Below are 25,820 nucleotides of genomic sequence, written 5' to 3'. Positions count from 1 at the left end.
TCCCGTGGGCGGAGCCGGCGGGATCCGGCCGGACGTCTGGTCCAGTGCGCGCTGCTCCACGTCTCGGGACCGCGGGTCAGGGTGCATCCCCGGCTCCCGGTTCGAGCACCGCGAAGGCAGTGGCAGTCAGGTGCAGGCCCGGCAGGAGCGAGCCGGCCGCGGACGCCCGCACCTCGACGGTGATGCCATCACCCTCGGTCCGCACCGAGAGTTGCGCACCCGCGGGGGCGATCTGCGTGACCGCCTGCGCCGCCAGCTGCGGTTCTCCCCGGGCGACGAGCCGTGCTGCTTCCCGGGCGGCGTCGGTGCAGCGCAGCTGACCGGAGACGGCCGTCATGCCGGCGAGCACCATCCCGACCACCACTGTCAGGGCGCACAGCGCGATCGCCGCCTCGACCGTCACGGCCCCACGATCCGCGGCCGGCCGGCCGGCACGGCGAGCCGGCACCGGGCCCTGGCGCATTCCGGACGGGCCCGCGCGTGGACGGGTCGCCATCAGAACCCCGGGGTGAGGGCTTGCTGGACCAGCCCGGTGAGCGCGCCGACCACCGAGTCTCCCGTCACGACGGAGTAGAGCACGGCGGCGAGGGCAGCGGCGGCGATCGTGCCGATCGCGTACTCGGCGGTGCTCATCCCGTCGTCGGCAGCCAGCGCCGGGCGGAACCAGCGGCGCCACCACCGGGGCGGGGCCGGGGCTGCGTGACGGCCGGTGGACTTCGAGCGGAACAACATGGGTGTACCCCTTCTCTCTACTGTGGATGGTCAGAACACGTTGAGGCGGCCGGCCAGACCGAGAACCACGGGCGCGACCCCGAGACACACGAAGGCCGGGAGGAAGCAGAGTCCCAGCGGCCCGGCGATCAGCACGCCCGCCCGCTGGGCGCGTGCCTCGGCCCGGTCTCCCAGGTCGGCGCGGATGCCGTGGGCCAGGTCCGCGGCTGCGTCGGCGAGGGTGGTCCCGCTGCGTGCGGTCCGCCGGGCCGCGCGCGCGAATTCGGCGGTGCCGGAGCAGACCAGCGCGGGCGCCCACGCCTCGTTCGCATCCGCGCCGAGTTCCAGCAGACCGGCCGTCGCGCGGAGGGCCTGGGCTTCGGGTCCCACCCCGTCATCGGCCACCGCTCGCAGTGCGGCCGGGACCGGTTGCCCGGCGCGCAAACAAGCGGCCAGCAGGTCCCAGGTCGCGGCGAGGTCGAGCGGGTCGCTGCGCCGCCGGCGCCGCTGGAGCCGAGCCGGTGCCCGTGGCGCGGGGGAGAAACGGGCCAGCCGTAGACCGGGAACCGGCCTGCGCGGCAGGGTCAGCAGCGCCGCGCCCAGCAACGCGACGACGGTGGCGGCCGCGCTCATCGCCGCGCTCCTCGGCTCGTGATCCGGGCACTCCACGTCCCGCCCGCGATCACCAGCCCGGTGCCGAGCAACAAGAGCAGGTTGCCGCCGCCGGTCGCGAGAAGGACTTGCACCGGATGCGCGCCCATCCCCTCCCCCAGCAGCAGCCCGAATCCGGGCAGGGCCGCGAGCACCGCGGCGCTGGCACGGGGGCCGGCCATCGCGGCCGCGGCCTGGTTCGTGAAGCGCAGTTCGGCGGAGATGTCCCGGCGGACCGCATCGAGCAAGTCGGCGAGCGGGAGCCCGTGCCGTTGGCTCAGCACCCATGCGCGCACCAGTCGTCCCCGGGCAGGCAGCAGTGGGTCCGCGGTCGGGACCGTCGCCAGAGCCGCAGCGAGGTCGCCGCCAAGGCGGGCGGCGCCGGACACGGCTTCGAGGATGTCGGCGACCGGACCGGGCGCGTCCGCTGCCGCGGATTCCGCCGCAAACGCGGGCGGCGCGCCCGCCCGGAGATCGACGACCATGGCGTGCAATGCCTCGGCCAGCGCCCGGCGCATCGCCAACCCTGCCTTCGCCGCGCGGCGGGCGCGCCACCGGCGCCACCCGGCCCAGCCGAGCAGGACCACGGCGGCGCACACCATCGGCGGTACGAAGAACAACACGGGAACCAGTGCCACCGCGAACGCCGGCCGAAGCTTCGGGAGAGGCCGCCGCTCGGCCGGTGGGGTGAGCGCCCGCAGGCGGGCTGCCGCGCCGCGCACCCGTGGCCAACAGAGCACCGCTACGCCCGCGCAGGTCAGAGATTGGGCCAACACGGGTCACCCACCTCCGCCGGCGACGTGGGATGGACATCGGATGCGTGGTCGGCGCGCGGCACAGCAGCGGATGCAGTGCGAAGGGTCTCTGCGCGGGTCATCGGCCGTCCGTCCGAGGCAACAACGCGGAGAAGAGAACCCGCCGCTTGGTCCATTCACCCGCCTGCCACACGGGGAGCACTCGCACATCCCCGTTGTCCGCGCGGCTGAGTACGCCGACCTCGGCCAGCTCCCGTCGCCCGGACGCCGAGCGGCGCATGTGGAGCACGACTTGGACGGCCGCCGCCAGCTGGCTGTGCAGCGCCGCGCGGGACAGGCCACCGAGCGCGGCCAGTGCTTCCAGCCGTGCGGGCACTTCCGCCGTCGAGTTCGCGTGCAAGGTTCCCGCGCTGCCGTCGTGCCCGGTGTTCAACGCGTTCAGCAACTCGCACACCTCGTGTCCCCGGACCTCGCCGACGACGAGCCGGTCGGGCCGCATGCGCAACGCCTGGCGCACCAGGTCCCGCAGGCCCACCTCGCCGGCCCCCTCGACATTCGGCGGGCGGGCGATCAGGCGCACGAACTGCGGGTGGGCGGGCTGGAGCTCGGCTGCGTCCTCGACGCAGACGATCCGCTCGGCGGGATTGACCGCCCCGAGCATCGCCGCGAGCAGAGTGCTCTTGCCCGCGCCGGTGCCACCGGTGACGAGGAAGGCCAGCCGGGCGGTGACGACGGCCTCCACCAATTCGGCACCTTCCGTCCCGAACGTGCCCAGCGCACGCAAGGCGGCAAGGTCGTGCACGGCGGGCCGGAGGAGGCGCAGCGACACGCAGGTACCGTCCGCCGCGATCGGCGGCAGCACGGCGTGCAGCCGGACCCGGCCGTGCGGCCCGAGGCCGGGCAGCCAGCCGTCGACGTACGGCTGGGCATCGTCGAGCCGCCGTCCGGCAGCCAGCGCGAGCCGTTGCGCGAGGCGGCGCACCGACTCGTCACTGGGGAAACGCACCTCGGTGCGGCGCAGACCGTCGGCGCCATCCACCCAGACCTCGTCCGGCCCGGTCACCAGGACGTCGGTGACGCCGGGCAGGGACAGCAACGGCTCCAGCGGACCCGCGCCGGCCAGCTCCTGCCGGACCACGCGCAGCGCGTCCAGGACCTCGGTGTGCCCGACCGGGCGCCCGGCCTCGGCGCGGACCGCGTCCGCCAGCGCGACGGGATCGGTGCCGGCACCGGTGCCCGCCAACCGGTGGCGAACCCGTTCGACCAGCTCGAGGTTCACGCCGCCAGCACCTGCTTCGCTTGCGCCTCGGCCAGGATCATGCGCCCCGTTTCCAGCAGCGCGCCCCGCGGCCGCGGCAGGAAGTTGCCCTGTTCGATCTCCCGATCCAGCTGCCGCTCCACCGGCATCGAGGTCAGCAGCGGCAGCCCGACCGCACCGGCTGCCACGCTCGGGTCCAGGTCTCCGGGCGCGGGCCCGCGCACGACGAGCCGGACCCGGTCGGTCGGATCACCCAGCTGGTTGACCACCCGCCGGGCCGCGAGACACGCCCGCATGTCCGCCGGGATCACCACGATGACCAGGTCGGCCCGGGCGATCACCGCGAGTCCCGGACCGTCCAGGTGCCGCGGCAGATCGCACACGACGGTCCGGCCGGCCCGCCGTCCGGCCTCGACGACCGCCGCCACCGCCTGCGCGGTCGGCCCGTCGCCGTTGCGGTGGCACGACAGGAAGGGCAGCCGCAGCCCGCGGTACCGGAACTCGGGCAAGGACTTCAGCAACGCCGGCATCGACAACCGCCCGGAGCCCGGCCGCAGCTCGGGCCAGCGCAGACCATCGGTGTTCTCGGCACCCAGCATCGCGTCGATGCCGCCGGAGAGCGGGTCGCAGTCCACCAGCAGACCGCCCGGCTCGCTGCGGCAGGCGGCCAATGCGGTGGCTGCCGCCAAAATGGACGCGCCGGCTCCGCCCCGACCGCCCAGTACCCCGATGATCCGCCCGCCGGGCAGCCCGGGACCATCGACGACGTCGGCCAGCGCGGTGGCCAGCACGGCCTCGTCCTCCGGCAGCGACACGACGTCCTCGACCCCGGCCCGGAACGCCCGCTGCCAGGTGCGGGCGTCGGGCGCGCCCTTGGTGATCAGCAGGACGCCCGGGCGGCGGGGCAGGTCCACGTCGCCGTCGGCCGCCTGCTCGTCGACGAGCACCAGCGGCGCGTCCCGCCACCGCGGCCGCGCGGCGAGCAGGTCGGGTGCGCGCTCCGTCTCGCAGCCCACCGCGGCGGCGACGCGCAAGATTTCGTCGAGCATGACTTCGTCGTGGGCGACGACGAGCGGACGAACGTGATTCATGACGGCCCCCAGCAGTGATCGGTGATTGACCTGACTCCACCGTCGTGCGCACGCAACGCCGCGACAAGGAGCTCCGGCCGAGCCTGTGGACAACAGGGGTCATGTGGACAACTCAGCGCCGGAACGGCCTCACGGAGCGGAATCGTCGGTGAGCCGTGGCAGGCTACGCGCCCGCGCGCGGAAAAGGGGCGACCCCCGCCAGGGGGAGGACGGGGGTCACCGTGGGTTCAGCCCCGGGGGGTTGGACCGAACCGCCGGTGGGAACACCGGATGCGTTCCACTCTAACCCGGCCGGACCGCCCGGAACGTGCTCCGCGTCACCCACAATTCGGTAACGGCACGGGCAATCGATTTCCCGTCGCGGCAACGAATTTCCGACCGGGCGGTACCGTTCGTGGTCACCTCACACCCGGTGGACGCCCCCTCCTATCCTGAACCGGTGGCCGAACCCTCCACGTCGCCGCCGAGCGATCAGCCCGCCGCCCCCGGAACCGGGGTCGCGGCCTTCTTCGACCTGGACAAGACGATCATCGCCTCCTCCAGTGCCCTGGCCTTCAGCAAGCCGTTGCTGCGGGAGGGGCTGATCAGCAAGCGCGCCGCGTTGAAGAGCGCCTACGCGCAGTTCGTCTTCTCGCTCTCCGGGGCCGACGCGGACCGGACCGAGCGGATGCGGGCGGAGATCTCCGCGTTGTGCAAGGGCTGGGACGTCGCCCAGGTGCGCGCGATCGTCAACGAGACGCTGCACGACATCGTCGATCCGCTCGTCTACGCCGAGGCCGCCGAGCTGATCACGTGGCACCGGGAGCAAGGTCACGACGTGATCGTGCTGTCGGCGGCCGGTGACGAGGTGGTGGCGCCGATCGCGGCGATGCTGGGCGCGACCGCGAGCGTCTCGACGAGAATGGGGGTCGTGGACGGCCGCTATTCCGGCGAAATCGCTTTCTACTGTTATGGCGAGCAAAAAGCCGTGGCCGCGAAGCAACTGGCCGTGGAAAACGGGTACGAACTCGCGGCGTGTTACGCCTATTCCGATTCCAGCACCGACGTCCCGCTGCTGGAGACGGTGGGCAGGCCGCACGCGGTGAACCCGGACCGGCTCCTGCGGCGGACCGCGGCCGAGCACGGCTGGCCGGTGCTGGAGTTCACCAGACCGGTCTCCTTGCGCAGCCGTTTCCCGGCGCCGTCACCGGCCACTTTGGCCGTCGGACTGGGACTGGGCGCAGTGGCCGCGGCCGGCGTCACCTGGTACGGCCTGACGCGCAAACGCCGTGGGGGAACAGAGAAGTCCAGTCGCTGACGGTGGCACCATCACCGGATCGAGCGTCTGTACCGGTGCACCCGTCCGACCCCTTGAAGTGACGCACGCCACTGGGTACAAAGTAAGTGCGGACGTCATTCGGCCAAGGACGAGACGAAGAGAAGTCCCGTCACTCCCCGAAGATCTCCGTGCGCGGACTCCGGGCACCCACGCGCAGCGCGCCGCGGGAGGCTTGTCGTCGAGGGACTGCGTACCGGGACGCCGGACGCCGAGTCCCCGTGGGTACGACATGAGTTGCAGCTTGGTCACCCGAGTGGTCCGCGCGGGCGGGCGCCGCCGGCGATGTCGCTGGCGGTGCCCGCGCATTTTTATGTCCAGCGGATTAGCTCAAGTGGGTGACGGAGACGGAAAGACACTTTCGGACTCCGCCAAAAGTCAGGTGGTCGTTGACCTGCTCCGCGGCGACTGAGTAGCTTCCCCCAGTGCCGGCCCGATCCGCCGGCGGTCATCATCAGGGGAGGTTCGGGATGCGCCGGAGGACTCATGTGCTTACCGCGATGGTCGCGGGTGTGCTCGGCGTGAGCGCCGTGAGCACCGCCTCCGCCGCACCCGGGGGCCATCAAGGTGGCTGGGCCGAGCAGACGTTGCAGCGCATGTCGCTCGAGGAGAAGGTGGGGCAGCTCTTCGTCGCCGACGTGTGGGGCAAGGCGGCCGACCAGCCCGACGAGGGCAACCGCAAGAAGTACGGGGTGGATACGCCAGCCGAGGTGGTCCAGCGCTACCACCCCGGCGGGGTCATCTACTTCAACAACTCCGGTACCGACAACGTGGACGATCCGGCGCAGGTCGCACGCTTGTCGAACGGGCTGCAACAGGCCGCGCTCGCCTCCGGCGCGCGGGTTCCGCTGATCATCTCGACGGACCAGGAGGGCGGTCGCGTCACGCGCATCGCGTCGCCGGCGACCGAGTTCCCGTCCAGCATGGCCGTCGGCGCCGGCCGCAGCGCCGGGGACGCGCACACCCTCGCCACGGTGAACGGTCACGAGCTGCGGGCGATGGGCATCAACCAGGACTTCGCACCCGACGCGGACGTCAACTCCAACCCGCTCAACCCGATCATCGGCTCGCGATCGTTCTCCGCGGATCCCGCTCTGGCCGGCCAGATGGTCACCGCGGAGATCGACGGCTACCAGAACTCCGGACCGGCCACCGACACGGTGTCGGCCGCGGCCAAGCACTTCCCCGGGCACGGCGACGCCGCCACCGACAGCCACTCCGGGCTGCCCACGATCAACCGCACCGCGGAGCAGTGGCGGCAGATCGACCTGCCGCCGTTCCAGGCCGCGATCGACGCCGGCATCGACGTGATCATGTCCGCGCACATCACGGTTCCCAGCCTGGACCCCTCCGGAGAGCCGGCGACCCTGTCGAAGCCGATCATGACCGGGATTCTGCGCGACGAGCTGCATTACGACGGCGTGGTCGCCACCGATTCGCTGCAGATGGCCGGCGTGCGACAGATGCACAGCGACGCGGAGATCCCGGTGCTGGCGCTGGAAGCCGGCGTCGACCAGATGCTGATGCCGCCCGACCTGGGCCTCGCCGTCAACGGCGTCCTCGACGCGGTGAAGAGCGGGCGGCTCACCGAGGACCGCATCAACCAGAGCGTACTGCGGATCCTCAAGCTCAAGGACAAGCGCGGGATCGTGGCAAAGCCGCTGGTCAGCACGCGCGCGGTGCGGCAGGCGGTCGGAACGGCGGCCAACCGGGCCGCGATCCAAGCTGTCACCGACCGCACGACCACGCTGCTGCGCAACGACGCCGGACTGCTTCCCCTGCGCAACCCCGGCAAGATCCTCGTAACCGGGTGGAACAACCCGGCCTACCCCGGTTACCCGGCCGAGCCGGTCCGGACGCTGGCCGCACAGCTCGGTGGCACGGCTGTCTCCACCGGCGCCAAACCGAGCGCCGCGAAGATCGAGGAAGCGGTGACAGCGGCGCGCGCAGCGGACACAGTCGTGGTCCTGACCAACGGACTGCGCAGCGACACCGGTCAGGGCGAGCTCGTGCGTGAGCTGCTGGGCACGGGGAAACCGGTCGTCGCCGTGACCGTCCAGGAACCGTACGACGCGGGCTTGGCCGACGTACCGACCTGGGTGGCGACGTACGACTGGCGGGACGTGACGATGATTTCGCTGGCGAAGGTGCTCAAGGGCGAGATCGCGCCACAGGGCAAGCTGCCCGTCGGGATCCCGGACGGTGAGGACACCGGGCGGATCCGGTATCCCTTCGGGACGGGCCTGACATGGTGAACGTCAGCCGTCGCCGGTTCCTGGTCACGGGCGCGCTGGCGACACCCCTCGTCACCGGCGGGTCCGCGCTGGCGGAGCCGGCACCCGCGATGGCGTTGCCGCCACGCGCATCGGTGGTTCCCGGCGCGGATGTCCTCGCCCGTGAGGGCTGGCATGCGCTCGCCGGCCGCAGGATCGGAGTGCTCTCCAATCCGACCGGCGTGCTCGGGAACGGTGACCACATAGTCGACTCGATGATCGCCGCCGGTGTCCGTCCGGTAGCCGCGTTCGGCCCGGAGCACGGGTTCCGGGGCAGCGCACAGGCCGGTGGTTCCGAGGGCGACTACACCGATCCACGCACGGGCGTTCCGGTCTACGACGCGTACGGGGCCGACGCCGCGAAGCTGGCCGGGATGTTCACGAAGGCCGGTGTGGAGCTGGTCGTGTTCGACATCGCCGATGTCGGGGCGCGGTTCTACACCTACATCTGGTCGATGTACACGGCGATGTCCGCCGCCGGCCGGACGGGTGCCGGGTTCGTCGTGCTCGACCGGCCGAACCCGATCGGCGGCCAGGCTTACGGGCCGATGCTGCGGCCGGAGTTCGCCTCCGGTGTCGGGCTCAAACCGATCGTCCAGCAGCACGGCATGACCGTCGGAGAGCTGGCGCAGTACTTCGCTGCCGAGTTGCTCCCCGCCGATGGCGTGCGCGTGGCGGACCTGCGGGTGGTGTGGGCCGAGGGGTGGCGGCGGGACATCTTCTTCGCCGGCACCGGGCTGAACTGGACGCCACCGAGCCCGAACATGCCGACCCCGGACACGGCACTGGTCTACCCGGGCACCGGCCTGTTCGAGGGCACCGTCTTCGCCGAGGGGCGGGGCACGACCCGGCCCTTCGAGATCCTCGGCGCACCCGGTGTGGACTGGCGGTGGCGGGACGAGCTGACCGCGCTCGGGCTGCCGGGGGCGCGGTTCCGCGAGACCTACTTCGTGCCGACGTTCGGCAAGTTCGTCAACCAGACCTGTGGCGGGGTGCAGCTCACGGTCACCGATCCGGCCTCGTTCGACGCCATTCGCACCGCGGTGGCCATGCTCGTCACCGCGAAGAAGCTGCACCCCGGCCTGTTCGGCTGGCGGGCCGACAACGGGATCGACAAGCTGTCCGGTTCCGACCGGCTGCGCACCATGGTCGATCGTGGCGCCGGAGTGGACGAGATCGTCGGCTCCTGGCAGTCCGAACTCGGCGAGTTCACCGCCCGTCGCCGGCCCTATCTCCACTACCGGTGAGGTCCGGCATGCGAGCGGGCAAACTACTGGTCGCGGTGGTACTGGCCGCATCCGCACTGACCGTCCCCGGAGCGAGCACCACCATCGACGAACAGGCCCACGCCGGACGGATCGACCGTCCACACTACGAGTTCGCACCGCCGGATACGGTGCTGCGCCCCGGCACGCCCGCCGACGCCGGGCTCGACGGGGCGCCGCTGCGCGCCGCCGACGGCTTCCTGATCGACTGGACCAGGCCGGACCCGGCGACGGGGCATCCGCACTTCTCCGGCGCCGTCGGCCTGCTCGCACACGACGGCGTGATCGTCGACGAGATCGCGACGGGCGGGGCGCTCCGGTTCGCCGACGCCGCGGGAACCGAGCTGCCGCCGGAGCAGCAGGTTCCCATGCGGCCGGACACGATCTTCGACATGGCGTCGATCACGAAGCTGTTCACCTCGCTCGCCGTGATGCAGCTGGTCGAGGACGGCAAGATCGCCCTGGACGGGCCGGTTGCGGAAGCCTTGCCGGAGTTCGCGGTGAACGGCAAGCAGGACGTCACCGTGCGCCAGCTCCTCACGCACACCTCCGGTCTCGACGCCGACCCGCGACCGGCCCTGTGGCAGGGCTATCCGGACATCCCGTCGCGACGCAGAGCCGTGCTCGACAGTCCGCTGACGAATCCGCCGGGCAGCGCATACCTGTACTCGGACATCAACCTGATGACGCTCGGCTTCCTGGTGGAGCGGATCACCGGGCAGTCCCTGGACGCCGTCGTGCGGGAGCGGATCACGCAGCCGCTCGGCATGACCGACACGACGTTCAACCCGCCCGCGGGCGAGCTCAACCGGATCGCGGCCACCGAGTTCGAGGCGGATCCACCACGGGGGATGGTCCGCGGCCAGGTCCACGACGAGAACGCGTGGGCGCTCGGCGGCGTGTCCGGTCACGCAGGCATCTTCTCGACGGCACGGGACATGGCGGTGCTGGCGCAGACGATCCTCAACGGCGGCGCCTACCGCGGCGCGCGGATCCTGCGTCCGGGCACCGTGCGGGACATGCTCACCGACTACAACCAGGCGTTCCCCGGTCACGCACACGGGCTCGGCTTCGAACTGGACCAGCGGTTCTACATGGGCGGGCTGTCCTCGCCCGCGACCGCCGGGCACACCGGGTTCACCGGCACCTCACTGGTCATCGACCCGGTGTCACGGTCGTTTGCGATCCTGCTCACCAATCGCGTTCACCCGACCCGGAACTGGGGCTCCATCAACGCCGCACGAGAGAACTGGGCGAACGCATTGGCCGACGCGATATAGCACACACCTGTCGGCCGAATTACCCGCGACCGTTCAGGTGAGCTTCGGTCGCGGCGCCGCCGTCGGGCGCCGGCGCGGCACGCATCGCGGTCGGCGAGTAACCAGCACGAACGGCACCGCGTTGAATTCCAGACGCGGTCGTCGGTCACGCAGCGCTACCCCATGGCTGCTCCATCGGGGTTGAGAAATGTGTCTACGCGCGTCATACCATCGGAGCTGACCCGTCCCTAACACTGGGCGGCGAACGCGAGCCGCACAGGATCGACGGCCGTTTCGGGAACCGCAGTAAGTTGCCAAGTCGTTAACTTCATGACGTTAACAACTCGGACGTGGTTGGCGACTTTCCGGGCAACTGAGTCACCGCAGCTCGGACGTGCAGGGGCGCACGAGTTGCGATCATCCCTAAGGATGTGGGTAACCTTGTCTCAAATGCCTACGGTTGGTAAGTTTCTCACGGAATCGGATGCCGATTCCGTAACCGCGCAGGCACCCAACGAGATCGGATCAGCCGCGCGGGAGACCGAAACCAGCCCGCTCGTCCGGATTCGATCACTCCTGCCCGGTTTGGCGCGAGCGGAACAGCGCGTAGCCAAAGTGGTCCTGGAGGACCCGTCCGCAGTAGCGCGCCGCAGCATCACCGAGGTCGCCCTCGCCGCGAACACCAGCGAAACCACGGTCACCCGGTTCTGCAAGGCCGTGGGCGTCGGCGGGTATCCCCAGCTGCGGATCGCGCTGGCCGCCGACACCGCCCGGTCCGAGGCGCGCTCGTCCCGCAACATCGGTGGCGAGATCGCGGTCGACGACGACCTGGCCGCCGTGGTGGGCAAGGTCAGCTTCGCCGATGCTCGGGCCGTGGAGGAGACGGCCGACCAGCTCGACATCGTGACTCTGCAGCACGTGATCGACCTGCTCGCCGACGCCGGCCGCACCGACGTCTACGGCGTGGGGGCCAGCGCGTTCGTCGCCGCGGACCTGCAGCAGAAGCTGCACCGCATCGGCCGCGTGTGCTTCGCGTGGTCGGACACCCACATCATGCTGACCTCGGCAGCGGTACTGGGCGCCGGTGATGTCGCGATCGGCGTCTCACACACCGGTGCGACGACCGACACCGTCGAAGCGCTGCGGGTGGCGCGCGAGCACGGCGCGACCACGGTGGCGCTGACGAACTTCCCGCGCTCGCCGATCACCGATGTCGCCGACCACGTCCTGACCACCGCCGCGCGTGAGACGACATTCCGGTCGGGCGCGACCGCGAGCCGGATCGCCCAGCTCACGGTCATCGACTGCCTGTTCATCGGCGTGGCCCAGCGCCACATGGAGAGCGCATCCGCGGCGCTGGAAGCGACGCGGGACGCCGTCGGCGGGCACCGCCTCGGCGTGCGGCCGGACGGCCGGAGGCGGCCGCGAGAGACCGGAAAGTGAGCACGAAGGAAACGGTGAGACGCATGGTGACGGTGCCGAGTCAGGTGGTCCACGTCGATTCTCCGACCGAGCAGCGCAATCCCCGCACCACGGAGATCGACCGGATGCCGACGCTGGACATCCTGACCCTGATCAACGACGAGGATCGCCGGGTCCCCGACGCGGTCGCCAAGGTGCTGCCGGAACTGGCGGACGCGGTGGACCACGCGGTGGCGGCGCTGCGCACCGGCCATCGGGTGCACTACGTCGGGGCGGGCACCTCCGGTCGCCTCGCCACGCTGGATGCCGCCGAGCTCGTCCCGACGTACAACGTGCCGGCGGACTGGTTCGTCGCGCACCACGCGGGCGGTGACCGGGCGTTGCGCGAAGCGGTCGAGAACGCCGAGGACGACGCGGCGGCCGGTGGCGCGGAGATGTCGGATTCGGTGCGGGCGGGCGATTTCGTGCTGGGACTGACCGCCTCCGGGCGCACACCGTTCGTTCTCGGTGCGCTGCAGGAGGCCGGGCGGCTCGGCGCGAAAACCGGTCTGGTGTCGGGCAACCCGCGGTCGGCGCGGCCGGCCGGGGTCGACGTGTTCATCGCCGTGGACACCGGACCGGAGGTCATCGCGGGGTCGACGCGGATGAAGGCGGGCTCGGCGCAGAAGATCCTGCTGACCGCGTTCTCCACGGCGACGATGATCAAGCTGGGCCGGACCTACTCGAACCTGATGGTGAGCCTGCGGGCGACGAACGCGAAGCTGCGCGGCCGCACACTGCGGATCCTCACCGAGGCGACCGGTGCGGACGAGCAGGAGGCCGCCGGGGCGCTCGCGGAGGCCGGCGGTGACCTGAAGGTCGCGCTGGTGCACCTGCTGTCCGGAGTGGACTCCACGACGGCCGCCGAGATGCTGGCCGCGAACGGTGGGCACGTGCGGGAGGCACTGCTCGCCTGCGCGACGAGCTGAGGCCGGGGCACCACGCCCGGCAACGACGCCGACCGGCTGGGCGACGGCGCCCGGAGAAGTGCACGGGACGGCACCGCAGGCGCACCGGGCCGCCCGAATCCGGTTCAGCTCGGAAATGGGAGCACGGCCGTCACCCGGCGGCGTCGGCGATGCTCTTGGCCTCCCGCGCACCCGCTTCGAGTGCTGCGCAGCTGAAGAGCAGCCAGTCACGCACCCCGTCCGGGGTTCCGGTGGCGAAGGCCGCCGCGGCTTCCTGGTAACGCGATGCCCGGCGGAGGAAGGCCACCTCGGGAACGCCCAGACCCTTCGGGTCGACGCCGACCGCGGTCATGGTCAGCCGAGCGGCCGCGCGCGCCAGGACACCGTCGGCGGTGCCGAACGGTTTCAGGGCCAGCAGCTCGCCGTGCACGACGGCGGTCAGCACCGGGCCCGGCACCGCTGTCGCGCCGGTGACCAGCTGCGTCAGCAGGTCGAGGCGGGCACCGGCCGCCGGACCCGGACGGCCCAGCGTGTCCTGGTCGGCGACGAGGTCCGCGGCCGCCAGGACGTGCATCCGCGCCAGCGCCTGCCGGGGAGCGCGGCGCCAGGTGGGGAGCAGCGACTCGCTCGCTTCCGCGACCCGCAGGGCCCCGGCCAGGACCGGGTCGGTGACCTCGGCGTCGGCCGGGATTTCCGGGTCGGCGCCGTCCAGCGCGGCCGATGCCCGGGCCGCGCGCACCGATGCTTCGGCGGCGGTGGCGGAGCCGCCGCGCAGGTTCGCCGGGAGCCGGTGGACGGCGAAGACCGCGTCCTGCGCCTTCTTCGCCGCTTCGGCCACGCCGTCCAGTTCGAGGAGCGGCGCCAGTGGGTCACTCATGCGTCCAGCACCTGGCCCTCCCGACGGATGACCGGCGGTTCCGTCGACCAGGCGAAGTTGATCCACCGGTCGGTCCGGCGCCACACGTACTCGCACTTGACCTCGGACCACGGCTTTTCGTACACGACCGCGCAGCGGACGTCGGCGACGTGGCTGGCGCAGAAGTCCCGCACCAGCTTCAGCGTCGAACCGGTGTCCGCGACGTCGTCGGCCACCAGGACCTTCGCGCCGGTCAGGTCGACCGCGTTGGGGACCGGGGGCAGCATCACCGGCAGCTCCAGCCGCTCGCCGACGCCGGTGTAGAACTCCACGTTCATGACGTGCAGGTTCTTCACGTCCAGCGCGTAGCCGAGCGCACCCGCGACGAACAGCCCGCCTCGGGCGATGGACAGGATCACGTCCGGCTCGTAGCCGCTGTCCGCGACCTGCTGGGCGAGCTCCCGGCTGGCCGAACCGAACAACTGCCAGGTGAGCTCTTCCCGCTCAGCCACTCCGACCTCCTTCGCCGCGTACCCGCGAGCATATGAGGCGGCGAAGTGGGCCTCGAAACCAAGCTGGAACTGGCACACCGATCACCGCAATGAGCGGTCACAGCGGGCGATCGAACGGCTCGGCGCCACCCGCGAGGGCGTCCTGCACGCACACCGGATTCGCCCGGACGGCAGCCTCCGCGACACCGTCGTGTACTCCCTTCTGGCCGAATAGTGGCCCGCGACACAGCAGCAACTGCTCGACCGCGTGTGGTGACCAACGCGGCACGCAGCGTCAAGAGCTGCGGTCTTTCGTTGTGAGGGCTAACGTCGCTACCGTGCATCCGGCGTCAGCCAGAGATGAGTGACTTCAGGAGGCCGTGCACCATGACAGAGCAGTCCCCCGCGCTGGACAACCTGCTCACCGAGAACCGGACGTTCCCGCCCACCGAAGAGTTCGCGGCGCAGGCCAACGCGAAGGCCGATTGGTACGAGAAGGCGGACGCCGACCGGGAAGCGTTCTGGGCCGAGCAGGCGGAGCGGTTGCACTGGGACACGAAGTGGTCGCAGGTGCTGGACTGGTCGGACGCCCCGGTCGCGAAGTGGTTCGTCGGCGGCAAGCTGAACGTCGCCTACAACTGCGTGGACCGGCACGTGGAGGCCGGGCACGGGGACCAGGTCGCGATCCACTGGATCGGTGAGCCCGGCGACACCCGCGACATCACCTACGCCCAGCTCAAGGACGAGGTGTCCAAGGCCGCCAACGCCCTGATCTCGCTGGGCGTCGGCTCGGGTGACCGGGTGGCGATCCAGCTGCCGATGATCCCCGAAGCGATCGTGGCGATGCTGGCGTGCGCCCGGCTGGGCGCGCTGCACTCCGTCGTGTTCGGCGGCTTCTCCCCCGCCGCGCTGCGGTCCCGGGTCGACGACGCCGAGGCCAAGGTCGTGATCACCTCAGACGGCCAGTACCGCCGCGGCAAGGCCGCCCCGATGAAGACGAACGTCGACGAGGCCCTCGACGGCGCCCCGTCCATCGAGAAGGTCATCGTCGTGCGCCGCACCGGTGACGACGTCCCCATGCGCGAGGGCCGCGACCTGTGGTGGCACGAGCTGGTCGACGGCCAGTCGGCCGAGCACACCCCCGAGGCGTTCGACTCCGAGCACCCGCTGTTCATCCTCTACACGAGCGGCACCACCGGGAAACCCAAGGGCATCCTGCACACCTCCGGCGGGTACCTCACGCAGACCGCCTACACCCACCACGTCGTCTTCGACCACAAGCCGGGCAAGGACATCTACTGGTGCACCGCCGACATCGGCTGGGTCACCGGGCACTCCTACATCGTCTACGGGCCGCTGGCGAACCGCGCCACCCAGGTCGTCTACGAGGGGACGCCGAACACCCCGCACGAGGGCAGGCACTGGGAGATCATCCAGAACAACAAGGTCTCCATCTACTACACCGCCCCCACGCTGATCCGCACGTTCATGAAGTGGGGCGAGAACATCCCCGCCGAGTACGACCTGTCCAGCTTGCGTGTTCTGGGCAGCGTGGGTGAGCCGATCAACCCCGAGGCGTGGATGTGGTACCGCGACAACATCGGTGCCGGCAAGACACCGGTGGTGGACACCTGGTGGCAGACGGAGACCGGTTCGATCATGATCTCGCCGCTGCCGGGCGTCACCGCGGCCAAGCCCGGGTCGGCCCAGCGCCCGCTGCCCGGCATCTCGGCGAAGGTGGTCGACGACAGCGGCACCGAGGTCGGCAAGGGCGGCGGCGGTTACCTGGTGCTGGACAAGCCGTGGCCGTCGATGCTGCGTGGCATCTGGGGCGACGAGGAACGCTACCGCGACACCTACTGGTCCCGCTTCGCCGACCAGGGTTACTACTTCGCCGGTGACGGCGCCAAGTACGACAACGACGGCGACATCTGGCTGCTGGGCCGGGTCGACGACGTGATGAACGTGTCGGGCCACCGCATCTCCACCACGGAGGTGGAGTCCGCGCTGGTCTCGCACCCGACCGTGGCCGAGGCCGCGGTGGTTGGCGCGACCGACCCGACGACCGGACAGGGCATCGTGGCGTTCGTGATCCTGCGCGGCTCTGCCGCCGAGGGCGGCGAGGAGGCCGTGCAGGAGCTGCGCAACCACGTCGCCAAGGAGATCGGCCCGATCGCCAAGCCGCGCCAGATCATGGTCGTGCCCGAACTACCGAAGACCCGCTCGGGCAAGATCATGCGCCGCCTCCTCCGTGACGTCGCGGAGAACCGTCAGATCGGCGACGTCACCACCCTCGCCGACTCCAGCGTCATGGAACTGATCTCCAGTGGCCTGAAGTCGGGCAAGTCGGAGGACTGAACGCGTGAAAAGGGGCCTGCACCCGCAGTGGGTGCAGGCCCCTCGTCATGGGGAACCCGAGGACGACCGGATCAGCCGGTCACGTCCAGGTGGGCCTTCACCGGGGTCGGCCGCGGCGCCTTGCCGTTGGCGTCCGGCTTGTCGCCCGCGCCGGCACCGGCGCCGCCACCGGCGCTGGTCTTCGTCGACGTCGGGGTGTGGCCGCTGGTGCTCGGCTTCGAGCTGGTCGGCTTGGACGGCGACGTGGTCGGCTTGCCACCGTCGTGGTCGTCGCCCGGCGCGCAGGTGACCGACGCGAGGTCGAGCGTCTGCACGTTGTCGATCTTGACCGAGATGGCGGTGACGGTGATCGAGCCGTCCTCGTGCTTGACCTGCTTGTTCAGCACGACCGAGAGCACGCCCGGCACGGCGACGGTGGTGTTCGCCGGCGCGGCGACATCCAGGGTGGCGTCACCCAGCCGAGCCTTGGCCAGCGAGGAGCTGCCCTTGCCGTCCTTGCAGGTCGCCTCGATCGCCGTAGCGGTCAGCAGCGGCTTGCCGAGACCGAGGCCGATGTTCACGTCGGCGACGCTGGCGCGCGCCCGGCCGGCACCGGCGGCCGCGTTGAGCAGGCGGAGGTGCGCCAGGCCCGGCACGTCCAGCTTGACGAGCGACTCCTGCGAGAAGCCATCAGCGTCGGTGACGTACGGGCTCTTGTCGATGCCGAGCAGGCCCTTCGCGGCGATCGCGTAGGCCGAGTTGACGCCCGTCTCGGTGGTCGGGGCGGTCGTGGTGGGCGCGGTCGCGCCGGCGGTCGGCGCGAGCAGAACCGAGGTGGCGAGCGCGGTCGCGAGCAGACCGACGCCGCCGGCCACAGCCTTCTTCGTAGACAAGGAATTACCTTTCGTGAAATGGGAAATGCGGAAATGATCCGTCGGCGGGCCCCCCGTGGTGCATCCGCCCGCCGCCGGGAAGAGCGAAGAAACTCAGTGCGTCACGTGATGTTCACGATCGTGCCGAGCGGCAGTTTGACGAGCTCGGTCAGCGCTTCCGAGGGGACGCGGATGCAGCCGTCGCTGTTCGCCTGGCCGGAGAAGCTGTTGTCACGCCAGGTGTGCAGGCCCACCGTGCCCGGGCCGCCGCCGAAGGTTTCCAGCGAATCCGAGTGGTAGCTCAGCGGCAGGACGATCGGGCTGTAGGTGTTCTTCGTTTCCTCGATCGAGGCGATGATGTAAGCACGCCCCGCCGGGGTCGGGTGTTCGGGCTTGCCGGTGCCGATCGTCCACTTCCCGATCGACTTGCCGCCTTGCAGGATTTCCAGGGTGAAGGCGGCACGGTTCACGTTGATCGCGTAGTCGTTCTGCGCGGTCTCGGTGGCGTCGTTGCTGAGGTGGATCCAGCCGGAGGCGGCGTTGGGCCGGGTCGGCAGCAGCACCTGCGCCCACTCGCCCTGCTCCGAGACCACCGGCACCCACGTCGGCGATCCCATCTGGATCGACGGCAGTTTCGCGATCGCCTTGCCACCGACGCCGTCGTACACGACGATGTCGGCCTTCGGGTGGACCACCTTGCCCGACGTCGCGCCACCGGTGGGCTGCGGGTCGAGCGGGGCGTTGGCAACCGTGGCGAACGTCGTCGCCTCCGGCAGCTGGGTCAGGTCTTCCTGGCTCACCGCGGCGGGCTTCACGTCGCCGTTGTCGCCGCCGGAACACGCTCCGGTGAGCAGAGCCAGGGTCGAAACTCCGGCCACGGCGAGGAGCCGGACCGGGAGCCGGCCGCGGCGCGCGGATTCCATCTGCGCGCGCGAGCTGCACGTCATGGGCATTACCACAATCCTTGAGGATCAACATCGGACAAAGAATTGACCAAGGCCGGGCCGCTTCCCCCAAGACATGCGGCACCGCAAGTGCACCTTGAGCCTCATTGCTATCAGGGCCCCCTTAGGTGATCAAACCTCAGGGTTGACCGGGGCCGCCGTGGGAGAGCTGCGCAAACGTGCCATTTCCCGAGGTCGCCATCTAGGGGCAGATACACCCGATCGGGTAAAAATGTGTAACGCGATGCGCGGCCACACCCCAGTTGGACGACACCCGCCCACCCGTCCGGGCGAGCAGGTGGCGACGCCGCGTCCCCAGAACGGCGGGTGCCGACGTCGCGAGACAATCATCCGGCACCAACCCCAGCGAGCGGCTATCGAACGCCTGTTCTACACTGCGGGCGACGTAGCCGGACCCCACGAGAGGGAGACCGCAGCACCGATGAGCTTGGACACCACGACCACCCCGCAGGAGCAGGACACCCCCGTCACGCCGGCGCCGGTCGCGGACGACTCCGCAGCCGCTCCCGCTCCCGCCGAAACCGAAGAGGCCAAGCCCAAGCGCGGCCGCCCGAAGGGCTCCGCGGCAAAGAAAACCCGCACCGTCGAGCTCACGCTCACCGTCACCGGCACCGCCGACGGCGAGTGGCAGGCGGAACTCAAGCACGGTGCGAAATGGATCGCCCAGGGGCTCAAGATCCCCGCCTCGGCGGTTTCCCGCGCGGCCAAGGAGCTGCACGAGGACCTGTCGATCCCGATCGACGAGGTGATCAACGCCGCCGTCGAGCAGCAGAAGGCCAAGGTCGCCGCACTCGAGGCGGAGCTGGAGCGGGCCAGGCAGGCGCTGGCCGAGCTCGACACCTGAGCGCACCACCCCCGGCTCGCCGGGGCGGATGCCCACTCGATCAGGTATCCGCCCCGGCGTTCTCGTTGGCACGGGCACATTCCGCGTACCATCTGTATACAGTGTGTATGGGAGGAGCCCCGCGATGCCGGCGACGAGCAAATCGGCCCTGTCCGGCCGTGTGAAGGCGTACGAATACCTGAAGAACACCGTGCTGGCCGAGCCGGACGCCGAGGGCGGGTTCATCAGCGAGCAGGAGATCGCCGAACGCGTGGGTGTCTCACGCACCCCGGTCCGCGAGGCGTTGCTCCAGCTCGCGGCCGAGGAACTGGTGCAGCTGGTGCCCAACCGCGGTGCCTACATCGCCCCGCTGACCGGGCGCGACCTGCGGGACCTCGTCGAACTCCGCAATCTGCTCGAGCGCTTCGCGGCCGAGCGGGTGCTGGCGACCGGGACGGCACCCTGGCCGGCGATGCAGAAGGTCCTCGCACAACAGGAGCGCTGTGACGACCCGGCCTCGGCCAAGGAATTCATCGAGCTGGACACCACCTTCCACACGCTGCTCGTCGAGGCCGCGGGCAACGCGATGCTGAGCCGGACCTACACCGCGCTGCGAGCCCGGCAGGTGCGGGCCGGGCTCGTCGCGCTGCGCCGCTCCGGGACCCGGCACGCCGAGGTCGTCCGTGAGCACCAGGCCATCGTGACCGCCCTGGTCAACGGCGAGGTCGAGGCGGCGGTGGCCGCCATTGACGACCACCACGCCCGGACCCTGAAGCATCAGCTGACGACGACCTGAGCCTCGTCCCGCGCCTCCCGCGCCAGCGCGAGGCCGACGATGCTGATTACCGCGGTCACCACCACGTACAGCGCCAGCGCGAACCAGCTGCCGAACCCGGCCAGCAGCGAGGTGAACAGCAGCGGCGCGATGGCACCGCCGATCACCCCGGCCAAGGTGTAGGCCAGCGAGCTGCCGGTGTAGCGCAGGCGTTCGCTGAACTGCTCGGTGATGAGGGCCGCCTGCGGTCCGTACAGCGCGGCGTGGATGACCAGCGCGCCGACGATCCCGACCAGCAGCAGGCCGAAGGAGCGGCCGGAGACCAGCGGGAAGAACACGAACGGCCAGACCGCCGCCGCCACCGTCGCCACGAGGTAGAGCAGGCGGCGGTTCATCCGGTCGGACAGCGCGCCGAACGCGGGCATCAGGATGAGCTGGCCGGCCGACCCGATCATCACCGCGGTCAGCCCCTGGCTGCGGGACATGCCCAGCTCCTGCTTCATGTAGGTCAGCACGAACACGGTGAACAGCGCGTACAGCACGTCCGGGCAGACGCGGACGAAGATCGCGGCCAGCAGGGCACGCCACTCGTGGCGGAACACCTCGGAGATCGGCGCGCTGGGCCGCTCGCCGCTTTCCGCGATGCGCTTGAAGACCGGGGTTTCCTCCAGCTTGAGCCGGATCCACAGGCCGAACGCGACCAGCACGGCGGACAGCAGGAACGCCACGCGCCAGCCCCACGAGTCGAACTGCGCCTCGGTCAGTAACAGGGCGAGCACCGCCAGCACGCCGTTGGCGAGCAGGTTGCCCGCGGGCGGGCCGACCTGCGCCGCCGATGCCCAGAACCCACGCTTCTTCGGATCGCCGAACTCGCTGGACAGCAGCACCGCGCCGCCCCACTCGCCGCCGATGCCGACGCCCTGGGCGAACCGCAGCAGCACGAGCAGGACCGCCGCCGCCCCGCCGATCGCGGCGTGCGTCGGCAGGACACCGATGAGGAAGGTGGCGATGCCGGTGAGCAGCAGCGTGGTCACCAGCACCCGCTTGCGGCCGAGTACGTCGCCGAGGCGGCCGAAGACGAACCCGCCGAGCGGGCGGGACAGGTAACCGACGGCGTAGGTGGAGAACGCGGCCATCGTGCTGACCAGCGGATCACCGGCTGGGAAGAACTGGTGGCCGAACACGGTGGCGGCGGCCACGGAGTAGGCGGCGAAGTCGTACCACTCCAGCGACGTCCCGGACAGGCTCGCCAGGAAGGCCCGGCGCAACGATGCGCGGTCGACGTCCGGTGTAACCGAGGTCATTGCTCACATCCTGATCTCTTCGGTGCTCCGATGCTGTAATACTCGTTGTATACAACCTGCATGCGCAAGCCCCCGCAGGTAAGAAGTGGGTTACCCGGAATTACGGAGGACGACATGCCGACCCTGAGCTTCGACCTGCCCGACGGCGCGACGGTGACGACCGAAGTGACCACGCTGCTCAACGCCGGGTACGCCGGCCGCGACCAGGCCGACGTCGCCGCCCACGTCGCCGAGCTGGCCGAGCTGGGCGTGCCCGCTCCGAAGGTCACCCCGGCGCTGTACCCGGTGGCGCCGTACCTCGCCAGCCAGACCGACGAGGTCCCCGTCCAGCACGACCGCACTTCGGGTGAGGTGGAGTGGGCGCTGGTGATCACCACCGAGGGCGTCCTGCTCACCGTCGCCTGCGACCACACCGACCGCGAGCTGGAGGTGCACGGGGTGGCGTGGAGCAAGAACGCGGCGCCGGACGTGCTCGGGCGCCGCGCGTGGCGGCTGGACGACGTCGCGGACCGGATCGACTCGCTGACGCTGCGCGCTTGGGCCGACGGCGAGCTGATCCAGGACGGCACACTCGCCGAGCTGCTGTCGCCGCAGCACTGGCTCGACGTGCTGCGCGAGCGCGGGCTGCACCAGCCGGGCGTCGTGCTGATCTCGGGGACGATCCCGATGGTGCCGGGCGTGAACCAGTTCGCCGGGCAGTGGCGCGTTCAGCTGGGCGACCCGGCGACGGGGAACACGATCGAGGCCGGGTATCGCGTGCGCCCGCTGCCGGAGCCGATCGGCTGAGGGAGCCGCGCGGCCGCGGAATCCTATTCCACCTGAAGATCCATCCGGACGCGTTTAGGTAAGACTCAGCTATTACGGGTCGAACGTCCCGGGCTGGTTCAATGACGGGGTGACCGAAACGAGGGACTCCGCCCGCGCGCACGCGCACGAACCCCACCACGACAGCCTGGGCAGCCGCCTGAACTGGCTGCGTGCTGGAGTGCTCGGCGCCAACGACGGCATCGTGTCCGTCGCGGGGATCGTCGTCGGAGTGGCCGGGGCGACCACCGACCACGGAGCCATTCTGATGGCCGGAATCGCCGGTTTGGTCGCCGGCGCGCTTTCCATGGCGGGCGGCGAATACGTTTCGGTGAGCACCCAGCGCGATACCGAACGGGCCGCGCTGCGACTGGAGAAGCACGAACTGAAGACCATGCCCGAGGCCGAGGAACGGGAACTCGCCGACATCTACGAGGCGAAGGGCCTGTCCCGGGAGCTGGCCGAGCGGGTGGCTCGCGAGCTGACCCAGAAGGACGCCCTGGCGGCCCACGCCGATGCCGAACTCGGCATCGACCCGGACGAGCTGACCAGCCCGTGGCAGGCCGCGTGGGCGTCCCTGGCCGCGTTCACCGTCGGCGCGATCATCCCGCTGGTCGCGATCGCGCTGCCACCGACCAGCTGGCGCGTGTGGACGTGCGTGATCGCCGTCGTCGTGGGGCTGGCGCTGACCGGCTACACCAGCGCGCGCCTCGGCAACGCCGGAGTGCGCCGCGCGCTGATCCGCAACGTCGGGGTCGGCGCCCTGACGATGCTGATCACCTACTACGTCGGCACACTCTTCGGCGTCACCACCGGCTAGCGCACGCCGGACATCAGCTTCCGGACGAACGGGCTGATCAGCGCCAGCACCACACCGATCACGATGGCCACCGCGCCGACGATGCCGAAGTAGGACGCTTCGTGGTCGGTGCCGTAGTACTGCGCCAGGGAACCGGACAGCGCGGTGCCCAGCGACACCGACAGGAAGTTCAGCGCGACCATCTGCGTGCGGAACGCCGCCGGCGCCAGTTTCGTCGACAGCGACAGCCCGATCGGCGACAGCATCAGCTCCGCCACGGTGAACACCAGCAGGATTCCGGCCAGCGCGAGCAACGGTGTGCTGTTGCCGGTGCCCCCGGCGAAGAACAGGAACAGCAGGAACGCCACGCCCATCACCGAGGTGCCGAGCGCGAACTTGACCGGCGACGACGGCTGCCGGTCCCCGAGTTTCGTCCAGATCGCGGCGATGATCGGCGCCAGCACGAGGATGAACACCGGGTTGATCGACTGCACCCAGCTCACCGGCATCTCCCAGCCGAACAGGTTCCGGTCCAGCCGCTGGTCGGAGTAGATCGCGACGACGGTGAACTGCTGCTGGTAGAGCGCGAAGAACGCGGCGCTGGCGATGAACATCGGGATGAACGACAGCACCCGCCGCCGCTCGACCGCGGTGATCTTGCGGCTGCTCAGGAGGATCCCGAAGTAGACGACGGCCGCGATGCCGACGATCCAGACGACCACGTCGGACAGGTTGGCCGCGGTGATGACGCCGGTGAGCACAGCCAGCACGATCACGACCACCAGTGCCAGCACGATCCCGCCGATCGCGGGCAGCTGCCGAGCCGGCAGCGGGTTGGGCACCTCCCGGGCGGTGTCCGGCAGGTTCCGCCGGAAGATCGTGTACTGGGTCAGGCCGATCGCCATGCCGATCGCGGCGAGGCCGAACCCGAGGTGGAACCCGACCTCGCTCTGGGCCAGCCCGGTGAGCAGCGGGCCGACGAAAGCGCCGAGGTTCACCCCCATGTAGAAGATCGTGAAACCGGCGTCGCGCCGCTGGTCCTTCTCGCCGTAGAGCGTCCCCACGACCGCGGTGGCGTTGCCCTTGAGCCCGCCACTGCCGATCGCGACGCATGCGAGACCGACGCCGATCCCGAGGAAGCCGGGCAGCAGCGCGAGGCTGATGTGCCCGATCATGATCAGCACCGCGCTGTAGAAGAGCGTGCGCTCGGACCCGAGCACCCGGTCGGCGGTCCAGGCACCCACGATGGTCGCCAGGTAGACCAGGCCGCCGTAGGCCCCGACGATGCTGGTGGCGGTGGCCTCCGGCATCGCGAGGCCGCCCTCGGCGACCGAGTAGTAGAGGTAGATCGGCAGGATGCCGAGCATCCCGTAGTACGAGAAGCGTTCCCACATCTCGACGCCGAACAGGTTCGCGAGCCCGATCGGGTGCCCGAAGAACCGTGTGTCCCGCTTCGCCTCGGTGGAGGTCGTCACAGCGCCACGTCCTTATGGTCTAGACAACGTTGGCCGGCGACATGATAGGGCATCTTCGCGCGAAGAGGTTACCGATCCGTAAGGTATGATGGAACCTGGTGCGCCGGGAAGTCTGGTCGGCAGGAGTCAGCCGACCGATCCCGCAAGGAGCCGTTCGTGGACCAGCCGCGCCGTCCCGCCGCCGAGTTCGTGCGTTACCTCCGCACGGAAACCACCGGCGGCATGATCCTGCTCGCCGCCACCGCCATCGCCCTGATCTGGGCCAACTCGCCCATCGGCGGGTCCTACCGCGCGGTGCGGGACTTCCACCTCGGCCCGCACCTGCTGCACCTGAACCTGTCGGTCGGCGACTGGGCCAAGGACGGGCTGCTGGCGTTGTTCTTCTACGTCGCCGGGCTCGAGCTCAAACGGGAACTGGTGGTCGGCGAGCTGTCCCGGCCGAAGAAGGCGCTGCTGCCGATCGTCGCCGCACTCGGCGGGATGGTCGTGCCGGCGCTGGTCGCGCTCGCCGTGGGCGGTGGGGCACCGGAGATGACGCGGGCCTGGGCGATCCCGACCGCGACGGACATCGCGTTCGCGCTCGGTGTGCTCGCGCTCACCGCGTCGAACCTGCCGGGCAGCGCGCGGGTGTTCCTGCTGAGCCTGGCCGTGGTCGACGACCTGGGCGCGATCATCCTCATCGCGGTGCTGTTCACCACCGGGTTCAACCTGGTGGCAGCCGCGGTCGCGGTCGCCGCGCTGGCCTTGTTCGCGGTGTTGCAGTACAAGCGGGTCCGGACGGTCTGGGTGTACGTGCCGCTCGCCGTCGTCGTGTGGGTCGCGATGCACTCGGCGGGGGTGCACGCGACCATCGCCGGTGTCGCGCTGGGCCTGCTCACCCGGGTGCGACCGGACCCGGGCGAGGCGGAGGCGCCGGCGATCCGGCTGGAGCACCGGCTGCAGCCGTGGTCGGCGGCCGTCGCCGTGCCGGTGTTCGCGCTGTTCGCCGCCGGGATCAGGATCAGCGGCGACTCACTGGGCCGGGTGTTCACCGAGGCGGTGCCGCTGGCGGTGTTCCTCGGGCTGGTCACGGGCAAGGCGGTCGGCATCTTCGGCGCCTGCTTCGCGGCGGTGAAGCTGCGGCTCGCGGAGCGACCGAGCGGGGTCGGCTGGCGTGACATCGCGGCGTTGTCGCTGCTCGGCGGGGTCGGGTTCACGGTGGCGCTGCTGATCGCCGACCTCGCGCTGGCGGGCGAGACGAGTGAGCTGGCGCGCACCGCCGTGCTGCTGGCCTCCGCGGTGTGCTCGCTGACCGGGGCGGCCGTGCTGCTGCGGCGCAACAAGGTACACGCCGCGCAGGAGGACTAACCGAGCCGCTCCCGGGGTTGTCTGG

The 25,820-nt window shown here is 70.5% G+C and carries 24 protein-coding genes and 1 pseudogene; 13 read left to right on the top strand and 12 right to left on the bottom strand.

The features are described 5' to 3' along the window. Positions 1–76: 76 nt before the first annotated feature. From FHX45_RS18210 to ssd, 6 genes are all read right to left on the bottom strand, one after another. Positions 77–463, bottom strand: a complete 387-nt coding sequence (locus FHX45_RS18210; RefSeq protein WP_167109153.1) for a TadE family type IV pilus minor pilin — start codon at positions 461–463, stop codon at positions 77–79. Positions 464–495: 32 nt separating this feature from the next. Continuing rightward, entirely contained in the window at positions 496–732 is a 237-nt protein-coding gene (locus tag FHX45_RS28435) for a DUF4244 domain-containing protein (protein WP_167103232.1), read from the bottom strand. A gap of 30 nt (positions 733–762) precedes the next feature. Further along, complete coding sequence (locus FHX45_RS18200; RefSeq protein ID WP_167103229.1) at positions 763–1,344, bottom strand: type II secretion system F family protein; 582 nt, start codon at positions 1,342–1,344, stop codon at positions 763–765. Further along, positions 1,341–1,949 carry a type II secretion system F family protein gene (locus tag FHX45_RS18195; RefSeq protein ID WP_341771516.1) on the bottom strand — a complete coding sequence of 203 codons (609 nt, stop codon included), beginning with the start codon at positions 1,947–1,949 and terminating at the stop codon, positions 1,341–1,343. Before FHX45_RS18195 ends, FHX45_RS18200 begins: the two co-directional genes overlap by 4 nt. Before the next feature lie 286 nt (positions 1,950–2,235). Continuing rightward, entirely contained in the window at positions 2,236–3,396 is a 1,161-nt protein-coding gene (locus tag FHX45_RS18190) for a TadA family conjugal transfer-associated ATPase (RefSeq protein WP_167103223.1), read from the bottom strand. Further along, positions 3,393–4,466 carry a septum site-determining protein Ssd gene (ssd, locus tag FHX45_RS18185; RefSeq protein ID WP_167103220.1) on the bottom strand — a complete coding sequence of 358 codons (1,074 nt, stop codon included), beginning with the start codon at positions 4,464–4,466 and terminating at the stop codon, positions 3,393–3,395. Before ssd ends, FHX45_RS18190 begins: the two co-directional genes overlap by 4 nt. A 439-nt stretch (positions 4,467–4,905) precedes the next feature. On the opposite strand from ssd, the gene FHX45_RS18180 reads away from it, so the two are divergent. From FHX45_RS18180 to FHX45_RS18155, 6 genes are all read left to right on the top strand, one after another. Next, complete coding sequence (locus tag FHX45_RS18180) at positions 4,906–5,763, top strand: HAD-IB family hydrolase (RefSeq protein WP_167103217.1); 858 nt, start codon at positions 4,906–4,908, stop codon at positions 5,761–5,763. 488 nt (positions 5,764–6,251) lie between these two features. Continuing rightward, complete coding sequence (locus FHX45_RS18175) at positions 6,252–8,036, top strand: glycoside hydrolase family 3 protein (RefSeq protein ID WP_167103214.1); 1,785 nt, start codon at positions 6,252–6,254, stop codon at positions 8,034–8,036. Further along, positions 8,030–9,301: an exo-beta-N-acetylmuramidase NamZ family protein gene (locus tag FHX45_RS18170; RefSeq protein WP_167103211.1), complete on the top strand. Its 1,272-nt coding sequence runs from the start codon at positions 8,030–8,032 to the stop codon at positions 9,299–9,301. The genes FHX45_RS18175 and FHX45_RS18170 overlap by 7 nt, the downstream gene beginning before the upstream one ends. Positions 9,302–9,309: 8 nt before the next feature. Continuing rightward, the gene (locus FHX45_RS18165; protein WP_167103208.1) at positions 9,310–10,599 is read left to right on the top strand and encodes a serine hydrolase domain-containing protein; all 1,290 of its coding nucleotides are present in this window, start codon (positions 9,310–9,312) and stop codon (positions 10,597–10,599) included. A gap of 429 nt (positions 10,600–11,028) precedes the next feature. Beyond that, positions 11,029–12,021: a MurR/RpiR family transcriptional regulator gene (locus FHX45_RS18160; RefSeq protein WP_208405987.1), complete on the top strand. Its 993-nt coding sequence runs from the start codon at positions 11,029–11,031 to the stop codon at positions 12,019–12,021. A gap of 23 nt (positions 12,022–12,044) precedes the next feature. Then, positions 12,045–12,968, top strand: a complete 924-nt coding sequence (locus tag FHX45_RS18155) for an N-acetylmuramic acid 6-phosphate etherase (RefSeq protein ID WP_167103205.1) — start codon at positions 12,045–12,047, stop codon at positions 12,966–12,968. A 130-nt stretch (positions 12,969–13,098) separates the two neighbouring features. On the opposite strand, the gene FHX45_RS18150 is transcribed toward FHX45_RS18155, so the two are convergent. Both FHX45_RS18150 and FHX45_RS18145 read right to left on the bottom strand, forming a co-directional pair. Beyond that, positions 13,099–13,824 (bottom strand): Fic family protein, encoded by a 726-nt coding sequence (locus FHX45_RS18150; protein WP_167103202.1) that lies wholly within the window; start codon positions 13,822–13,824, stop codon positions 13,099–13,101. Then, complete coding sequence (locus FHX45_RS18145; RefSeq protein WP_167103199.1) at positions 13,821–14,315, bottom strand: phosphoribosyltransferase family protein; 495 nt, start codon at positions 14,313–14,315, stop codon at positions 13,821–13,823. The genes FHX45_RS18150 and FHX45_RS18145 overlap by 4 nt, the downstream gene beginning before the upstream one ends. A gap of 70 nt (positions 14,316–14,385) precedes the next feature. On the opposite strand from FHX45_RS18145, the pseudogene FHX45_RS28145 reads away from it, so the two are divergent. Continuing rightward, a pseudogene (locus tag FHX45_RS28145) lies at positions 14,386–14,529 on the top strand (GNAT family N-acetyltransferase); the annotation flags it as partial. Positions 14,530–14,681: 152 nt separating this feature from the next. After that, a complete protein-coding gene (gene acs / locus FHX45_RS18135) occupies positions 14,682–16,652 on the top strand; it encodes an acetate--CoA ligase (RefSeq protein ID WP_167103196.1) in 1,971 nt (656 codons plus the stop codon). A 71-nt stretch (positions 16,653–16,723) separates the two neighbouring features. Here acs and FHX45_RS18130 read toward each other — a convergent pair whose 3' ends face one another. Next, positions 16,724–17,524, bottom strand: a complete 801-nt coding sequence (locus FHX45_RS18130; protein ID WP_208405986.1) for a choice-of-anchor P family protein — start codon at positions 17,522–17,524, stop codon at positions 16,724–16,726. Between the two features lie 101 nt (positions 17,525–17,625). Continuing rightward, a complete protein-coding gene (locus tag FHX45_RS18125) occupies positions 17,626–18,456 on the bottom strand; it encodes a L,D-transpeptidase (RefSeq protein ID WP_167103193.1) in 831 nt (276 codons plus the stop codon). Between the two features lie 433 nt (positions 18,457–18,889). On the opposite strand from FHX45_RS18125, the gene FHX45_RS18120 reads away from it, so the two are divergent. Both FHX45_RS18120 and FHX45_RS18115 read left to right on the top strand, forming a co-directional pair. Beyond that, positions 18,890–19,312, top strand: coding sequence for a DUF6319 family protein (locus FHX45_RS18120; protein WP_167103190.1), 423 nt, complete (start codon positions 18,890–18,892; stop codon positions 19,310–19,312). Positions 19,313–19,436: 124 nt separating this feature from the next. Beyond that, on the top strand, positions 19,437–20,087 hold the full coding sequence (locus FHX45_RS18115; protein WP_167103187.1) for a GntR family transcriptional regulator: 651 nt from the start codon (positions 19,437–19,439) through the stop codon (positions 20,085–20,087). On the opposite strand, the gene FHX45_RS18110 is transcribed toward FHX45_RS18115, so the two are convergent. Then, positions 20,069–21,370: an MFS transporter gene (locus tag FHX45_RS18110; protein ID WP_167103184.1), complete on the bottom strand. Its 1,302-nt coding sequence runs from the start codon at positions 21,368–21,370 to the stop codon at positions 20,069–20,071. The two genes, FHX45_RS18115 and FHX45_RS18110, sit on opposite strands and share 19 nt — an antisense overlap. Before the next feature lie 114 nt (positions 21,371–21,484). Between FHX45_RS18110 and FHX45_RS18105 the strand changes: the two genes are divergently transcribed. Continuing rightward, positions 21,485–22,156: a DUF2848 domain-containing protein gene (locus FHX45_RS18105; protein WP_167103181.1), complete on the top strand. Its 672-nt coding sequence runs from the start codon at positions 21,485–21,487 to the stop codon at positions 22,154–22,156. A 109-nt stretch (positions 22,157–22,265) separates the two neighbouring features. Next, complete coding sequence (locus FHX45_RS18100; RefSeq protein WP_167103178.1) at positions 22,266–22,994, top strand: VIT1/CCC1 transporter family protein; 729 nt, start codon at positions 22,266–22,268, stop codon at positions 22,992–22,994. Here FHX45_RS18100 and FHX45_RS18095 read toward each other — a convergent pair. Further along, positions 22,991–24,448: an oligopeptide:H+ symporter gene (locus FHX45_RS18095; protein WP_167103175.1), complete on the bottom strand. Its 1,458-nt coding sequence runs from the start codon at positions 24,446–24,448 to the stop codon at positions 22,991–22,993. The genes FHX45_RS18100 and FHX45_RS18095 overlap by 4 nt on opposite strands. 156 nt (positions 24,449–24,604) lie before the next feature. Between FHX45_RS18095 and nhaA the strand changes: the two genes are divergently transcribed. After that, the gene (gene nhaA / locus FHX45_RS18090) at positions 24,605–25,795 is read left to right on the top strand and encodes a Na+/H+ antiporter NhaA (RefSeq protein ID WP_167103172.1); all 1,191 of its coding nucleotides are present in this window, start codon (positions 24,605–24,607) and stop codon (positions 25,793–25,795) included. Positions 25,796–25,820: the final 25 nt, after the last annotated feature.

The sequence above is a fragment of the Amycolatopsis granulosa genome (assembly GCF_011758745.1).
Classification (GTDB): Bacteria; Actinomycetota; Actinomycetes; order Mycobacteriales; family Pseudonocardiaceae; genus Amycolatopsis_E; species Amycolatopsis_E granulosa.
This window is presented reverse-complemented; position numbering and strand designations above follow the sequence as displayed.

What these genes read in the sequence shown, in the direction of transcription:
- FHX45_RS18210 (WP_167109153.1), bottom strand. Translation starts at nt 463, where the DNA reads ATGCGCCAGGGCCCGGTGCCGGCTCGCCGTGCCGGCCGGCCGGCCGCG.
- FHX45_RS28435 (WP_167103232.1), bottom strand. Translation starts at nt 732, where the DNA reads ATGTTGTTCCGCTCGAAGTCCACCGGCCGTCACGCAGCCCCGGCCCCG.
- FHX45_RS18200 (WP_167103229.1), bottom strand. Translation starts at nt 1,344, where the DNA reads ATGAGCGCGGCCGCCACCGTCGTCGCGTTGCTGGGCGCGGCGCTGCTG.
- ssd (WP_167103220.1), bottom strand. Translation starts at nt 4,466, where the DNA reads ATGAATCACGTTCGTCCGCTCGTCGTCGCCCACGACGAAGTCATGCTC.
- FHX45_RS18175 (WP_167103214.1), top strand. Translation starts at nt 6,252, where the DNA reads ATGCGCCGGAGGACTCATGTGCTTACCGCGATGGTCGCGGGTGTGCTC.
- FHX45_RS18170 (WP_167103211.1), top strand. Translation starts at nt 8,030, where the DNA reads ATGGTGAACGTCAGCCGTCGCCGGTTCCTGGTCACGGGCGCGCTGGCG.
- FHX45_RS18165 (WP_167103208.1), top strand. Translation starts at nt 9,310, where the DNA reads ATGCGAGCGGGCAAACTACTGGTCGCGGTGGTACTGGCCGCATCCGCA.
- FHX45_RS18160 (WP_208405987.1), top strand. Translation starts at nt 11,029, where the DNA reads ATGCCTACGGTTGGTAAGTTTCTCACGGAATCGGATGCCGATTCCGTA.
- FHX45_RS18155 (WP_167103205.1), top strand. Translation starts at nt 12,045, where the DNA reads ATGGTGACGGTGCCGAGTCAGGTGGTCCACGTCGATTCTCCGACCGAG.
- FHX45_RS18150 (WP_167103202.1), bottom strand. Translation starts at nt 13,824, where the DNA reads ATGAGTGACCCACTGGCGCCGCTCCTCGAACTGGACGGCGTGGCCGAA.
- acs (WP_167103196.1), top strand. Translation starts at nt 14,682, where the DNA reads ATGACAGAGCAGTCCCCCGCGCTGGACAACCTGCTCACCGAGAACCGG.
- FHX45_RS18125 (WP_167103193.1), bottom strand. Translation starts at nt 18,456, where the DNA reads ATGCCCATGACGTGCAGCTCGCGCGCGCAGATGGAATCCGCGCGCCGC.
- FHX45_RS18120 (WP_167103190.1), top strand. Translation starts at nt 18,890, where the DNA reads ATGAGCTTGGACACCACGACCACCCCGCAGGAGCAGGACACCCCCGTC.
- FHX45_RS18115 (WP_167103187.1), top strand. Translation starts at nt 19,437, where the DNA reads ATGCCGGCGACGAGCAAATCGGCCCTGTCCGGCCGTGTGAAGGCGTAC.
- FHX45_RS18110 (WP_167103184.1), bottom strand. Translation starts at nt 21,370, where the DNA reads ATGACCTCGGTTACACCGGACGTCGACCGCGCATCGTTGCGCCGGGCC.
- FHX45_RS18105 (WP_167103181.1), top strand. Translation starts at nt 21,485, where the DNA reads ATGCCGACCCTGAGCTTCGACCTGCCCGACGGCGCGACGGTGACGACC.